The 16,622-nt window shown below is 51.2% G+C and carries 7 protein-coding genes; 4 read left to right on the top strand and 3 right to left on the bottom strand.

Features of this window, described 5'->3' with window-relative positions; all coding sequences use genetic code 11:
- Positions 1-172 precede the first annotated feature (172 nt).
- The 3 genes from ACK3CJ_RS07810 to ACK3CJ_RS07800 all read right to left on the bottom strand — a co-directional run bounded on the left by ACK3CJ_RS07810 (position 173) and on the right by ACK3CJ_RS07800 (position 8,685).
- Positions 173-400: a type I secretion C-terminal target domain-containing protein gene (locus ACK3CJ_RS07810; protein WP_409525873.1), complete on the bottom strand. Its 228-nt coding sequence runs from the start codon at positions 398-400 to the stop codon at positions 173-175.
- 6 nt (positions 401-406) lie between these two features.
- Positions 407-574, bottom strand: coding sequence for a hypothetical protein (locus ACK3CJ_RS07805; RefSeq protein WP_409525872.1), 168 nt, complete (start codon positions 572-574; stop codon positions 407-409).
- 95 nt (positions 575-669) lie between these two features.
- Entirely contained in the window at positions 670-8,685 is an 8,016-nt protein-coding gene (locus tag ACK3CJ_RS07800; protein ID WP_409525871.1) for a retention module-containing protein, read from the bottom strand.
- A 652-nt stretch (positions 8,686-9,337) separates the two neighbouring features.
- Between ACK3CJ_RS07800 and ACK3CJ_RS07795 the strand changes: the two genes are divergently transcribed.
- From ACK3CJ_RS07795 to ACK3CJ_RS07780, 4 genes are all read left to right on the top strand, one after another.
- Entirely contained in the window at positions 9,338-11,434 is a 2,097-nt protein-coding gene (locus ACK3CJ_RS07795) for a BTAD domain-containing putative transcriptional regulator (RefSeq protein WP_409525870.1), read from the top strand.
- 157 nt (positions 11,435-11,591) lie between these two features.
- Entirely contained in the window at positions 11,592-12,941 is a 1,350-nt protein-coding gene (locus ACK3CJ_RS07790; protein WP_409525869.1) for a TolC family outer membrane protein, read from the top strand.
- A 105-nt stretch (positions 12,942-13,046) separates the two neighbouring features.
- Complete coding sequence (locus ACK3CJ_RS07785) at positions 13,047-15,188, top strand: type I secretion system permease/ATPase (RefSeq protein WP_409525868.1); 2,142 nt, start codon at positions 13,047-13,049, stop codon at positions 15,186-15,188.
- Entirely contained in the window at positions 15,188-16,618 is a 1,431-nt protein-coding gene (locus tag ACK3CJ_RS07780) for an HlyD family type I secretion periplasmic adaptor subunit (RefSeq protein ID WP_409525867.1), read from the top strand. The genes ACK3CJ_RS07785 and ACK3CJ_RS07780 overlap by 1 nt, the downstream gene beginning before the upstream one ends.
- Positions 16,619-16,622 lie beyond the last annotated feature (4 nt).

The following is a 16,622-nucleotide window of genomic DNA, read 5'->3' as shown; positions in this document are numbered from 1 at the left end:
TCACCTCCAAGTAATCTGCTAGACCATCACAGTCAACATATAGCGCCCTTTAAGGCACTGCGCGCCATGCCCGGCGCACAAACGAAAAATGCCCCGGAGGTGAGTCCGAGGCATTTTGTTTGTCATGCTTGGAGGAGAGCGCATTGCACACCTCCCCATGTTGGATCAGCTATCAGTCGATATTCAGATTACCGTTTGCAATCAAGGCTTGAGAGATCGATTGATCATCCACACCCAGAGTGGTCAGGTTAACACCCTCCAATACGATCAGCTGAGTATCACCAGTACTACCATCATGATTGACCGAGACAATGATGTCGCTTCCGTTGTAGTCAAAGTGCAGGAAGTTAGCGATTGTGGCCTCACTTTCACCCTGAAGCAGATCCGCCAGATTCAGCACATCGCCTTACGACATGTTGAAATCGACTACCGTATCCACCGCCGGGGTATCTACCGTACCTTGGTCGCCAAAATTCCAGACAAAGATATCCGCCTCCTCTGTACCAAGCATGACATCATTACCAGAGCCGCTGCTGGTCAGAACGACAACAGCTGGATCTTCATCGTCAAACAAGACGAGATAACCGAACGCTTAGCTGCATGGCCTAATACCGCACCAAACTAAAAGGCCAGGTAAAAACCTGGCCTTTTTGACAGTAACTCTCCTTATTACTCCAGAGGAATACTCTGGGAGGCCAAATGAGAGATCACCTCTTCCATCGTCGTGTCCACTACCACAATAGTTTGATCAGTACTGCTACCCAGATCACCACCAGTACTGATCTGGATGACTGCATCACTACCGGATTGAGACACCTGCAGATAGTCTCCGATATTCTCCGAAGTCAGACTAATGCCTTGCAGCATGTCGGAGATATCCAGTTGATTATTACCAGTACCGAAATCCATCACAAAATCGGTACTGCCGTCAGCATCGCCCAGGCTCCATTTGAACACATCATCTCCGGCGCCGCCAAAGAGGATGTCACTTCCACCGCCGCCAATCAACGTATCGTTGCCTGCACCACCTTGGATGGTATCATTGGTGCCGCCGCCTTGGAGGATCTGATTATCCTGACCATCAACTTCCACTGTATAGCTAGCAGCCTCATAGCTGGCACTAGCCTGAACGCTGATCGAACTAAGCAGACTGCTGTCGAATTCATTATCAGACTCAAGTATCACCTGGACAGTACCATCACTATCAAGCGTCAGAACATAAGTTCCATCAGATTCTGCAGTCATATCCGTAATACTAAAGCCACCAGGCAACGTCAATACCACGGTATCCGAAAGCTCACTCACAGCATCATTGGCCAGCGATGCATTGATCGTAATCTGAGTTTCATAGCCAATCACAGTCACGATAAAGACATAAGGATCAGTGAAAAGTTCTGAATTCAAATCATTAAAGCCAAACGTATCATCTGCTTGATTTGCTAGCGGATCACTGCGGTTTCCGTTGATAGACGCTCCAATATAATTGCCATTGGCATCGTAGACAGATGTTCCCGCCTTGATGTAATAGCTTTCAACAGTCGCACTATACTTCGCTTCGATCGCGGCAATGAACTGAGTGGGGTCAGTCGGATCCTTGATATCCTTAGTAGCGTAGTAGTCGTCAATCTTGACAGTAGTGCCATCGCTGAGGAAGTACTTCACATGTGAGATCGCCTGCTGAGGCAGCATCTGGTAGCTGCTATCCACTACCTCTTCCGAGTCCCCCACGGTAAGTGCTACAGCAGGCATATTATTCACTGTGACCGGCTGCTCTGGTGTTGGCTCTGGTGTTGGCTCTGGTGTTGGCACCTCGACAGTCACAGTTTCACTGGCGGAGGCCGTGGCAGGTTCGTCCGCACCAGGATCCTCAGCCGTTGCAATAGCTGTTACGATCAACTCCTCACCTTCATAATCGGAAGGAACAGTCAACGTCAGCCCACTAACCGTGACAACACCAGTAACCGGATCTATCTCAATAGAATTGGTGTGTCCACCACTGCCGTCCAACAGCAACTCCCAAGTGGTAATACCATTAGCGGTACCATTATACTGCGCACCAGACAGAGTAACGCCTTCAGGAGTCTCGACTACAAGATTAGTAATGCTCTCTGAATAGTCTACATCTGTCGGAGTAGCCTTGATGTCCACAACGTAAGTGATTGTTGAAGACTCATAGGATACTGTGTGCACCAAATAGTCACTTGTGCTCACCCGATCACCTTCGGTCGGAGTAGAAAACACAATCGACGTAATCGTATCACCTTCTGGAGCATCAACAGTTATGGCTGGGTCGATACCATCACTACCACCGGGTATTACAATGACCTGTGGCTCTCCATCAGAGTAGTGCACAGTAATGACAGCAGTTTCGTTTGAACCATTCAACCATGCCAACTGGAAGGTTACCGAAGTAGCCGGTGTATTCAATGTGACATGCAGTTCCTCATCCTTGCCGATTTCCGAGTCTGCACCATTGCTGGCAGGCCCCGCTACACCAAAGCCAGTCGGGGACCCTGTATCCCTGATGGATACCTCACCCAACACGCCATCTTTGTAAGCGACAACCGTGAAGCCTGCTGGATTACCGCCCTCCTCAAGCACGTTAGACAGATCCACACCATACAGTGAGGCTGTAGAGCTATTCGTCAGGGTCAACTCGACTAATGGAGTGTCCGTCACCGGTATCACATTAATGTTGGCTGTAGCTATTTCGGAAAGCTGACCAACATCATCCTGTGCCTGATACTCGAAGCTGAAGGTAGCAGTGTTATTGCTCAGATCCGGTGTTGGTACAAAAGTCAGCGTCGCTGATCCAGCGATAGCGTCTACCACATCACCTTCTTGCAACTCCTCGTCGTTCAGCAGCAGCGTGCCATTAATGCCACTCAGGTCACCGATAATGAAGTTCGTTACCGTGCCATCATCTGTCGCCGACAGGATAACCTCGATACCCGCACTGTCTTCAAGGCCCTCGCCAGAGGCCTCGTTGGTCACTGGTTTGTTGTTGACATCGACACTGGTAATACCGGTAGTGACAAGATTTTCATATTCAGTACCACCGGATGCAACACTGGTAATACTGTTGCTGATACTGGTCACATCAGTAATATCGTTATCAGTATAGACGCTGGTATAGGAGCCGCTTGTTTCTCCCTGAGAAATTGTTACTTGATCGCCGTTTGCCAGATTAAATACCAAGTCCGTATCAGGATCGATATCACCCGGGCCACCACTCAAAGTAACGGTATAAACGACGCTGCCACCTGATTCATTAACTTCGGTTGTGGACGTTGTCAGTGTCGCAGTCACCTTGTCGAGGGTGTCGCCAATCACTACTGGCGCACTGCTATTCTGCACCTGCAGGTTTTCATAGTTGCCACCATTATCAACCACGGTGACACTGTTCACTTCCAGGCTGAAATCTTCTTCCAGATACACATCCGAGTCCGGATAGCCATCCAGTACCAACGTGTCGTTGGTGGCTTCATCACCCCAAGCCAGCGTCACGCTGCCAGTGAGTTCATCTCCTGCAACCGTGATCGCCACGGTCTGGCCATTGTTCAGTGTCAGGCTGAACTGCTGATCACCTTGTGGTGCCGCACCTTCAGGCAGCGTCACGGTATAGGTGACAGAACCATGATCCTCATTACCGGTACCAATGCTGCTGAGCACCGCCACTGTTGGATCAGTATCATCCACCACTGTCGTGCTGGTAGTGCTGTCCGTGTTCAAGGCTTCGTAGTTGCCGCCTTCGGTGCCCTCAATGCTGAAGGTGACGGATTCATCACCCTGCACATAGACATCGTCTTCACGGGTGTCCACATCGATGGAGGCACTGCTCTCACCGACCCCAATGGTGATGCTCAGATCGTTACCCAGATCAATCACCAGTGGCGTACCGGTGACCGGATTGTTCACGGTCGCAGTCACAGTGATCATGTCACCTTCCGTGACCTGCTCAGTAGAGGTCAGGGTGACGGTGGTCACATCGGCATCATCCACCACTGTCGTGCTGGTAGTGCTGTCCGTGTTCAAGGCTTCGTAGTTGCCGCCTTCGGTGCCCTCAATGCTGAAGGTGACGGATTCATCACCCTGCACATAGACATCGTCTTCACGGGTGTCCACGTCGATGGAGGCACTGCTCTCACCGACCCCAATGGTGATGCTCAGATCGTTACCCAGATCAATCACCAGTGGCGTACCGGTGACCGGATTGTTCACGGTCGCAGTCACAGTGATCATGTCACCTTCCGTGACCTGCTCAGTAGAGGTCAGGGTGACGGTGGTCACATCGGCATCATCCACCACTGTCGTGCTGGTAGTGCTGTCCGTGTTCAAGGCTTCGTAGTTGCCGCCTTCGGTGCCCTCAATGCTGAAGGTGACGGATTCATCACCCTGCACATAGACATCGTCTTCACGGGTGTCCACATCGATGGAGGCACTGCTCTCACCGACCCCAATGGTGATGCTCAGATCGTTACCCAGATCAATCACCAGTGGCGTACCGGTGACCGGATTGTTCACGGTCGCAGTCACAGTGATCATGTCACCTTCCGTGACCTGCTCAGTAGAGGTCAGGGTGACGGTGGTCACATCGGCATCATCCACCACTGTCGTGCTGGTGGTGCTGTCCGTGTTCAAGGCTTCGTAGTTGCCGCCTTCGGTGCCCTCAATGCTGAAGGTGACGGATTCATCACCCTGCACATAGACATCGTCTTCACGGGTGTCCACGTCGATGGAGGCACTGCTCTCACCGACCCCAATGGTGATGCTCAGATCGTTACCCAGATCAATCACCAGTGGCGTACCGGTGACCGGATTGTTCACGGTCGCAGTCACAGTGATCATGTCACCTTCCGTGACCTGCTCAGTAGAGGTCAGGGTGACGGTGGTCACATCGGCATCATCCACCACTGTCGTGCTGGTAGTGCTGTCCGTGTTCAAGGCTTCGTAGTTGCCGCCTTCGGTGCCCTCAATGCTGAAGGTGACGGATTCATCACCCTGCACATAGACATCGTCTTCACGGGTGTCCACGTCGATGGAGGCACTGCTCTCACCGACCCCAATGGTGATGCTCAGATCGTTACCCAGATCAATCACCAGTGGCGTACCGGTGACCGGATTGTTCACGGTCGCAGTCACAGTGATCATGTCACCTTCCGTGACCTGCTCAGTAGAGGTCAGGGTGACGGTGGTCACATCGGCATCATCCACCACAGTCGTGCTGGTAGTGCTGTCCGTGTTCAAGGCTTCGTAGTTGCCGCCTTCGGTGCCCTCAATGCTGAAGGTGACGGATTCATCACCCTGCACATAGACATCGTCTTCACGGGTGTCCACGTCAATGGAGGCACTGCTCTCACCGACCCCAATGGTGATGCTCAGATCGTTACCCAGATCAATCACCAGTGGCGTACCGGTGACCGGATTGTTCACGGTCGCAGTCACAGTGATCATGTCACCTTCCGTGACCTGCTCAGTAGAGGTCAGGGTGACGGTGGTCACATCGGCATCATCCACCACAGTCGTGCTGGTAGTGCTGTCCGTGTTCAAGGCTTCGTAGTTGCCGCCTTCGGTGCCCTCAATGCTGAAGGTGACGGATTCATCACCCTGCACATAGACATCGTCTTCACGGGTGTCCACATCGATGGAGGCACTGCTCTCACCGACCCCAATGGTGATGCTCAGATCGTTACCCAGATCAATCACCAGTGGCGTACCGGTGACCGGATTGTTCACGGTCGCAGTCACAGTGATCATGTCACCTTCCGTGACCTGCTCAGTAGAGGTCAGGGTGACGGTGGTCACATCGGCATCATCCACCACTGTCGTGCTGGTAGTGCTGTCCGTGTTCAAGGCTTCGTAGTTGCCGCCTTCGGTGCCCTCAATGCTGAAGGTGACGGATTCATCACCCTGCACATAGACATCGTCTTCACGGGTGTCCACGTCGATGGAGGCACTGCTCTCACCGACCCCAATGGTGATGCTCAGATCGTTACCCAGATCAATCACCAGTGGCGTACCGGTGACCGGATTGTTCACGGTCGCAGTCACAGTGATCATGTCACCTTCCGTGACCTGCTCAGTAGAGGTCAGGGTGACGGTGGTCACATCGGCATCATCCACCACAGTCGTGCTGGTAGTGCTGTCCGTGTTCAAGGCTTCGTAGTTGCCGCCTTCGGTGCCCTCAATGCTGAAGGTGACGGATTCATCACCCTGCACATAGACATCGTCTTCACGGGTGTCCACGTCAATGGAGGCACTGCTCTCACCGACCCCAATGGTGATGCTCAGATCGTTACCCAGATCAATCACCAGTGGCGTACCGGTGACCGGATTGTTCACGGTCGCAGTCACAGTGATCATGTCACCTTCCGTGACCTGCTCAGTAGAGGTCAGGGTGACGGTGGTCACATCGGCATCATCCACCACAGTCGTGCTGGTAGTGCTGTCCGTGTTCAAGGCTTCGTAGTTGCCGCCTTCGGTGCCCTCAATGCTGAAGGTGACGGATTCATCACCCTGCACATAGACATCGTCTTCACGGGTGTCCACATCGATGGAGGCACTGCTCTCACCGACCCCAATGGTGATGCTCAGATCGTTACCCAGATCAATCACCAGTGGCGTACCGGTGACCGGATTGTTCACGGTCGCAGTCACAGTGATCATGTCACCTTCCGTGACCTGCTCAGTAGAGGTCAGGGTGACGGTGGTCACATCGGCATCATCCACCACTGTCGTGCTGGTAGTGCTGTCCGTGTTCAAGGCTTCGTAGTTGCCGCCTTCGGTGCCCTCAATGCTGAAGGTGACGGATTCATCACCCTGCACATAGACATCGTCTTCACGGGTGTCCACGTCGATGGAGGCACTGCTCTCACCGACCCCAATGGTGATGCTCAGATCGTTACCCAGATCAATCACCAGTGGCGTACCGGTGACCGGATTGTTCACGGTCGCAGTCACAGTGATCATGTCACCTTCCGTGACCTGCTCAGTAGAGGTCAGGGTGACGGTGGTCACATCGGCATCATCCACCACTGTCGTGCTGGTAGTGCTGTCCGTGTTCAAGGCTTCGTAGTTGCCGCCTTCGGTGCCCACGATGCTGAAGGTGACAGATTCTTCACCTTGCACATAAACATCATCTTCACGGCTGTCGACGTCGATTGAGGCACTGCTCTCACCGACCCCAATGGTGATGGTCAGGTCGTTACCCAGATCAATCACCAGCGGCGTACCGGTGACCGGATTGTTCACGCTGGCTGTGACCGTGATCGGCTCACCTTCGGTGACCTGCTCGCTGGAAGTCAGCGTAACTGTGGTTACATCTTCGTCATCAAACACAATGACGCTGGCTTCAGCAGAACTGGTATCAACGTCTTCGTAATCACCACCATTCGTGTCAACAACGCTGACAGTGATGGAATCATCTTCTTGCTGATAAACATCATCCGGGCGGATATCAAGTGGTGTGAAGCCGGATGTTTCACCTACTGGGATAGTAATGGTGCTGCCGTTGCTGAGTGTCAGCTCAAGCGGCGTATTAACTGGTGGGTTGTTTACGATAGCAACAACACCCACCGGTGAGCCTTCAACAACGCCCTCAGAAACCAGGATAAAGTCGCCGTTATCATCCAGCAGTGGCTGCCCATCTTCTCCCAATTCGACAATAATCAGCTCGACGCTGGTCGGATCCTGATCATCAACCACTGTGAAGTTGCTGGAAGAGGATGTGTCCAGATTGTCGTAACCACCACCGGTAGCATTTTCGATAGTAACATTGATGACATCATCATCTTGCAGATAGACATCATCTTCACGGATATCGATGGGTGTGAACCCTGAGGTTTCGCCAACAGGAATTGTGATGGTGCCCAGTCCGTTACCCAACTCAATAACAAGTGGTGATCCCGATGGTGGAATATCAACGGTTGCGACAACCCCTACGGGGGTGCCTTCAATAACACTGTCGCCATCAACGACAATGAAGTTTCCACCTTCATCCAGGAGGGGGTTTCCTTCCTCATCAAGTAAAACAGGAGTGAGAGTAACCGTACCGTTAATTGGCTGGGGGACTTCTGTTGGTGACTCTGTAGGCGTTTCAGTCGGAGCTTCGGTAGGCGCTTCGGTTGGAGCCTCAGTTGGTGCTTCGGTAGGCGCTTCTGTCGGTGCCTCAGTAGGAGCCTCTGTTGGCTCCTCAGTTGGCTCTTCTTCTGTCAGTTCTGCCGCTTCAAACGGTACTTCGAAAGTATCAGTCTGCGTACCTTCGAACTCGAATTCCTGATCGCCGACAGTTTCTTCAATTCGATCAAGACGGACAAAGCCATGACCATCACCGCCATCACCACCTTCTGTGCCAGCAGCAGGCGCTTCCAGATCATCCAGCAGATCGCCTTCGCCATCGAGCGCAGCCAGCAGGTCATCTATGCTCTGATCCTGCACCACATTCTCAACTGGCGATGCAGCTGTTTCAGCCGCCATGCTTTCCGTCATCAACAAGGTCTGGCCTGATGCCAGAACAACCGGCTCTCCGCCACCAAAATCCAGCAGCACTTCAGCACCGGTTTCCGTAATAACCGTCTCACCGGCCAGAACTGTATCTCCCGCTTGCAAAGCTCTGAGGCTTCCATCGGCGGCCTGTGCCCAGACATTCCCCTGGACCGACGTAACAACTGCAATAGCAATACTCATGACATCATCCTTTTTCCATCATTTTGATTAAACCTCATCGTTGCTTCACGTCCATGAGGTTCCATCCAAAGCATAAATACGATTTTTATATCAGAGGTCGATTCTAACCAGTATGACAAGCATTCATACTGTACTGAGGTACAACACGCGGTATATTTATTAAAAAGAAAAATTAATCAGATCATTGAGATGACTGACACGATCAATAAATATTACTCGTGTTAACATGACCTCCATACAGATTGAAAAGGGATATCCTGCTGTGAGTCAGTCAGAAGAAAAAATCATCATCTCGCTGCTTGGAACGCCAAACATCGAGATCGGGGGGCAACACTTCCCCATCCTGACCCGCTACAGAAAAACACTCGGCCTTCTCGGCTACCTCGCAGCAGAGCCTGACAAACCCCGCAGCCGCGATCAACTCTCGGCCCTGTTCTGGCCTGAGTTAGATGACTCATCAGCAAGAGTCAATCTACGTCAGATACTCTCTTCTCTGACGCGCACTTTTACCACAGCAGGTGTTGAGTCTCCTATCATTGCTGATCGTCAGAGCATCCACTTTCAGCAGCGAGATGATGTATACCTAGACCTGTTAGCACTTGAGTCATCTCAGAGCAACTGTCAAGCTGACTGCCGTTCAAAAGGCTGTCTTATGCAACAGCAGGTACATAGTCGGTTCTCTGAAAGCCTGTTAACCGGCGATTTTCTTGCAGCCTACACACTTCCAGGCTGCGAAGAGTTTGAAGAGTGGTTATCCATGCGCAGGGGCCAGTTGCGCATTAGACAAGTCAATTTACTGCAAACCCTGACCAACTGCGCTCGTACTCAGGGTAATATCGAAAAGGCAATTACCTATATTCAACGCCTGATCAAACTTGATCCGGATGATGAGTCGCATCTCAGGCTCGCTATGTGCCTTTATATAGAGGTCGGAAGACGAGAGGCCGCACTCAAAATCTACGACACTTTCACCCAAAGGCTTGAGCGAGAACTTGGAGTACAACCACAAGCCCCCACCGTTGCCCTGCATGAAACAATTGCCTCTTCGCCTGCAGCACTGGACAACCCTACATTTTCCGGAAAAAAGACCTTTCCTGCCATACAAAAACTATCATTGGTAGTTGTCCTCAGAATTCAGTGGGTAAGCCTGTCCCAGGATCCGGAAGAGACAGCTCAATCATTATATGATGCTGATCAACTGGCCAAATCGATCCTGACTGACAAGCTGAAAGCTTTCCCATTATCCGGAGCAGGCAAAGGGACCCTCTTCTACTTCGGGTGGCCGAAAGCTCAAGATGATGCAGCCTGGTGCGCAGCAAGGGGGGCCATGCGTTTTTTGTCCGTTCTCAAGCTCAGCTTTCCACTGATCTCTGCTCGCATCGGCATTCATGCCGGCCGCCTTTTATCAGGTACGGATGAAATGATTCCCGATCTGATAGGTGATATCAGTGAAGAGGTATCTCACCTGACCAATTGCGCCCAACCCGGCGAAATCATGATTAGCCACATTGTCCAGCAACTGCTGAGCAGTCGGATTGACTCTCACAGAATAGGTGAACGCAGGAGGCAGATAGATGGGAGCATCCAAAGTGTGTATAAACTTCCCGAAGGACCAGGCACACAGGCACTGACAGATATCACGCACCATTTTGTCGGCAGAGAAAAAGAGATCGACCAACTTGATACAGCTTTAGAGTTCAGCCGGCACAGTGGCAGAGGGCGCACAATCGCTATTGAAGGAGCGCCTGGTGTAGGTAAAACTGCGCTGACAAACCACTGGATCAATCTTAACAGGGTGGATATTGGCAAGTCGGCCAACCTGCTGAAAATCCTATGCACCCCAGATGCCTGCATGGACACTCTGTACGCCACTATCTGCAGCCTGAGACAGCACATCGGATTAAATACGGAAAGTCCTCAGATCAACCAGAGCGAACTCCAGACATGCCTGCAAACATGCAGCTACAACCAGACCGGTGATTCTCGACATCTCCTTAAGGCGCTGTCCCGGTTCAGCACACCTGAGGCCGCTTTAATGGAGCAACTTTACCTGGAGATGTCTGAGTTATTGAAGCAGACACTAGCTCCCACCGGCTCAGTATTGTGGCTGGAAGACGCTCACTGGTCAGATAAGGGAACTCTGGGCTTTATAAAGTACCTTGAAACACATGCGAACTTCCCACTATTGATAGTAGTTACTCAAAGAACACGGTTATTCTCGTCACTGGACAAGATCAACCTTGACCCGCTGGACCGCGAGCAGTCTAAAAAACTCTTAAGCAAACTACCGCTGCATATGAAAGAACACTACGCAGACAAATCCATAACAGATGCAGCAACACTCAGTCATGGAAATCCATTTTTCATGCTCGAACTGACTAAAAATGCCGTTTTCCGAGATAAGCTTCCTGACACCATCATCGCTCATTTCAGCAAATTAATTGATGACCTGGGCGATTATCGCGAACAAGCGATGTTTATCGCCGCCGCATGTAGCGAAATCAGTTTCAAGGAGCTAGAGTTAGTCACAGAGAAGCCTGCCAGACAGCTGCAACACTCGCTTGAGCAATTGATTAGTAAAGGCATCCTGGTCAGACAGGATAAAACTCGCTATTCATTTACCCATCCGCTGCTGCATTTGGCTCTGGTTGAACTGACAACCAACAGTCGACAACGTCATTTCAGGCAGATAATCTCAACCAAATTGACAAAAATCAGGCGCGAGACACTGTTTTTAACAGAGAATTAATATAATAAAGCTGGATGATTACGCTTTGCTTACGCAAGGATGTTAGTCTACCTTGAACTTACCGAATGCACTCTTTTTTCAACTCTGCGTGGGCTATAGGGATATGAACAAAATACTTAAAAAAACGACGCTTTCACTGCTGATTTCTGGCGTATGCATGTTCTCAGGAACGATTTACGCTCAAACAGCATCAGATGTTGCGAAACTCGCTATCGATACCAACCCTGAAGTGCAGGCCAACTGGCATGCATTTATGGCATCTGGGCATGATGTCGGCATTGTCAGTGGTGGATATCGCCCTACTGTGGATTTTCTTGCAGGCTATGGGCGTGAGTGGCGTGATGACAATACTGGTGGCAGCCGCAGCTACAATGCAGGCTCTGCAGAAATCACTCTGACACAAATGTTGTTCGACGGGTTCAGAACCCGTAGTGAAGTCCAGCGTTTTGAGAGTGCCCAGTTAGTACGCTATTTTGAACTGCTGGAAACCGTTGAGGGCACCGCCCTGGATGCCGTTGTTGCATACCAGGATGTGATGCGTTTCCGGGAGCTGTTGTCACTGGCTGAAGAAAATCTCGAACAGCATATCGGCGTATTTGATACGATTCAGGAAAGTGCACGTGCCGGAGTTGCACGCGGTGCCGACCTGGAGCAGATCAATGGCCGTCTGTCTCTGGCTGAAGCCAACCTGATTACCGAAATTTCCAACCTGCATGATGTCAGCGCACGCTATCTGCGCATCGTGGGCGAACTGCCACCGGCATCACTTTCTCCCACCAATCTGAGCGCGTCAGTTCTGCCGGCGGATATCCGCGAAGCGATCCAACTGGCATATGAGGGCAGCCCTACTTTTCATGCGGCGCTGCGTAATATCGAAGCGTCAAAAGCTGGCGTGGAAAGCAGACGCTCCTTTAACCGTCCAGAGCTGAATCTGGTAGCTCGCGTTGGTGTTACAGATAACGAAGATGGTATAAGCGGCACTCGTGAAGACGCTCGGATCGGTCTGCAGCTGCGTTACAACCTCTATCGTGGTGGTTCCGATTCGGCGGCACTGAACAAGTCACTTGAAGAAGTTAACCTGGCCAAAGATCAGCGCGATACAGCGTGCGTGAATGTTCGTCAGACAGTACAGATCGCTTATAACGATACTCGCAAACTGAATGAGCAGCTGCCCATTCTGAATCAACACAAAATCTCGTCTGACCGTGTTCGTGTAGCCTATAAAAACCAGTTTGATATAGGTGAGCGTACGCTGCTTGACGTTCTGGACTCTGAAAACGAGTATTTCCAGGCCAGCCGTGCATATTCCAACGCACTTTATGATCGTGAAATTGCAGTCGCTCGCACTCTTGCCACCATGGGACAACTGCTACCTGCGCTGGAAATTGTTCGTGAAGGCTTGCCATCACTCAGCGATCTCAATACTGAAGAGATGGTTGTTGATGCTGAATCAGCATGCCCTGCCTACGATGTGAATGAATCGCTGGCAAGAACAGGTCTGCGCTGATAGACCAGCTATCTGGTCAACGTAATACAAGTGCCGGACTCACGGTAATGATACTGTGAGTCCGGCTCATGTTCTCTTGCTGTAAAGCTTGTTGTAGAGATAGCTATGTCGAAGTTTGACTATTCCGAGCACCAGGGCGGCCCGCTACTTGAATCATTGTTAGTCCTGTGCCGCATGCATGACCGCCCTCTTTCCAGGCAATCCGCACTGGCTGGGCTTCCACTTGAAAATGGCTTACTTTCCCCAGCAACCTTTGATCGGGCTGCCAAACGGGCTGGATTGATTTCAAGTGTTGCTGAACAACCCCTCAGCAAACTGAACGCGACACTGCTACCTGCAGTATTGTTGTTAAAAGAAAACAGCGCCTGCGTACTGATCAGTCTGGACAAAAAAAGCAAAAATGCTCAGGTCATCTATCCTGAATTGAGCGATGCCATCGTTGATGTACCTCTGGACGACCTTTTGCCCCTTTATACTGGGCATGCCATCTATGTTCAGCCCGAATTCAAGTTTGATTCTCGCGCACCCCAGATAAAAAAACTGCGCGAACGCCACTGGTTCTGGAGCGTAATTGGCGAAAATCGCAGACTATATCGTGATGTACTGCTGGCAGCTGTCATGATCAACATGTTTGCTGTTGCCATGCCACTGTTTGTCATGAATGTTTACGATCGGGTAGTCCCCAATCACGCTACTGATACCCTATGGGTATTGGCTGCGGGTATATTTGTCGTGCTCACTGCCGATCTCATCCTGCGACTGATGCGCAGCTGGTTTGTTGATCTCGGTGCAAGCCGCGCTGATATCAAGTTATCAGCCAATATCATGGAACGTGTACTCGGCATGAAAATGGAAAACAGGCCCGCCTCAGCTGGCTCATTTGCTGCCAACGTACAAGGGTTTGAGTCTGTTCGCCAGTTTATAGGCTCTATTACGGTTGTAGCACTCGTTGACCTTCCATTTGTGCTACTTTTTGCAACCGTGATAGCGTTGATCGGCTTACCACTCGTCTTCCCGATAATTATCGGTGCTCTATTAGTCCTCATATATGCAATGACCGCTCAGGGCAAGATGCATAGTCTGTCTGAAGTATCCATGAGAGCTGGCTCCCAACGTAATGCAACGCTGGTCGAGAGCCTATCCAATCTTGAGACACTGAAAAGCTTCAACGCTGAAAGCAAAGTCCAGAATATCTGGGAAAAATCCACCGTATTTCTTTCCCGTACTGGCGCGCAGATGCGTCTGATATCATCCTCCATCAGTAATGGCGCCATATGGACTCAGCACACGGTTGCTGTATCTATCATTATCATCGGCGTCTATATGATCATCGAGGGAGATTTGACTCAAGGCGGGTTGATTGCCGCTTACCTGCTCTCTTCAAGAGCTATGGCTCCTATCAGCCAGGCAGCTGGCCTGCTGGCCCAATATCATCATTCTGCCACTGCCATGACATCGCTGAATGAGATTATGGACAGACCAGTAGAGCGTCCGCCAGGAAAAAACTGGATCAGCCGCCCAGTGATCAACGGCGATATCGAGTTCAAGAACGTGACTTTCCAGTACCCTGATGACCAGAGACAAGCACTGAATAATGTCTCTTTCAAGATCAAGGCAGGTGAGCACATCGCAATACTCGGCCGCAACGGCTCAGGGAAGACAACACTGGAGAAACTGATTCTTGGACTCTATCAGCCGTCCTCTGGTGCCATTTTATTAGATGGCGTTGATCTGCGTCAGATAGATCCTGCAGAGTTAAGGCGTAATATTGGATATGTACCTCAGGATGTGTCACTCTTCTTTGGTACTTTGCGTGACAACATCACCACAGCCGCACCTCATGCGGAGGATGCCGAAATTATCAGAGCTGCCGAAATCAGTGGCCTTGGACCCTTCATCAACTCACACCCGGCAGGCTTTGATATGCCAGTCGGGGAGCGGGGCCAGCTTTTGTCGGGCGGACAGCGTCAGTCAGTGGCTGTTGCTCGTGCTTTAATCAACAACCCACCCGTACTGTTACTGGATGAGCCGTCAGGATCACTGGATCACTCCAGCGAGGAGCAACTGAAGCAAAACCTGACCACCTACTCCAAAGGTAAAACAATGGTGGTCATCACGCACCGCAGCTCTTTGCTGACATTGGCTGACCGTATTCTGGTCATAGATGGCGGCAAGGTGATGGCCGATGGACCGAAAAACGATGTGATGGAAGCACTACGCCAAGGTCGAGTAGGGAGTGCATCCTGATGACTGACATGAAAAAGGCAGATAAATCAGTCGAACAACGTGGTTTTGAAGCCGTTGGATCGCTATCTGGCGCTGTTGGCTCCTATGGCCGCCCTATGATGGACCGTGTCTTCAGCCGCTGGATATCCTCCCCTGAAGGCACAAGTTGGGCTCAGGATGCACAGTGGGCCAAAATGCAGCAGGAGCCTCTGAAAGCAAGAGCTCTACTATATGGGATCGTTATCACAGTAATCCTACTGTTGGTCTGGGCAGGTCACGCACCGCTTGATGAAGTCGCCCGTGGTGATGGACGTGTTATTCCCTCAAGACAACTTCAGATCGTTCAGTCCCTCGACGGTGGTATTGTAGAAGCCATTCACGTCAGGGAAGGACAGATTGTTGAAGAGGGTGACTTGTTGCTGCGTATCGACCCCACTCGCTTCATATCCACCCTGAGGGAAAGCCGCTCTCAATATCTGGCTATGGATGCAGAAGTCATTCGATTGACAGCACTGACAGGCGGGACAGAACCAGTTTTCCCTGAGGAACTGCTCGAAGAAGCACCGGGAATTGTAGCTCACGAAATGCGACTTTATCAAGCAAGCCTGGAAGAGCTGAATGAACAGATATCGATTGTAGAAAACCAGCTTACGCAACGTGAACAGGATCTCGAAGAGGCTCTTGCCCGGCGTGCCCAGTTCGCACGGGCACTGGATCTCAGTAATCGTGAGCTGTCGGTGACCCGACCACTGCTGGCATCAGGCGCTATCTCTGAGGTAGACATCATCCGACTGGAGCGTGAGGTATCCAATGCCCAAGGTGAAGTGAGTCGGGCCAATGCGATCATATCCAGAAGCCGCGCTGCTATCGAAGAGGGACGGAACAAGATTCGCGAAGTAGAGCTGGGTGTCAAAAACCGCTGGCGCAATCAGCTCTCTGAGTCCAGATCCCGACTCAGTGCACTCACTGAGGCCGAAACCGGGCTGGCTGATCGTGTTCGGCAGGCTGAAATACGCTCGCCTGTCAGAGGCACCGTGCAGCGGATGTTCGTCAACACGGTCGGCGGTGTGGTTTCGCCCGGCCGTGATATCATCGAAATCATTCCACTGGATGATCAACTGATTATTGAGGCCCGAATTCCACCGAAGGATATAGCTTTTCTACGACCAGAACAGCCTGCGGTAATCAAGTTCACTGCCTATGATTTTGCAATATATGGTGGGCTTGATGCACAAGTTGAGCATATCAGTGCGGATACCATCACTGATGAGCGGGATAATACCTACTACCTTGTTCGACTGCGCACACATGAATCAGGCTTTGAAGGCCAGCTACCCATTATTCCCGGGATGACTACCCAGGTGGATATTCTTACCGGCAAGAAAACGGTTCTGGAGTTTTTGCTGAAACCTGTTTTACGAGCCACTTCTCAGGCATTGACGGAACGATAATAAT

It is taken from the genome of Nitrincola salilacus, assembly GCF_046271865.1.
GTDB lineage: Bacteria > Pseudomonadota > Gammaproteobacteria > Pseudomonadales > Balneatricaceae > Nitrincola > Nitrincola salilacus.
The sequence above is the reverse complement of the archived record's forward strand: the minus strand, read 5'-3'. Positions and strand labels throughout refer to the sequence as shown.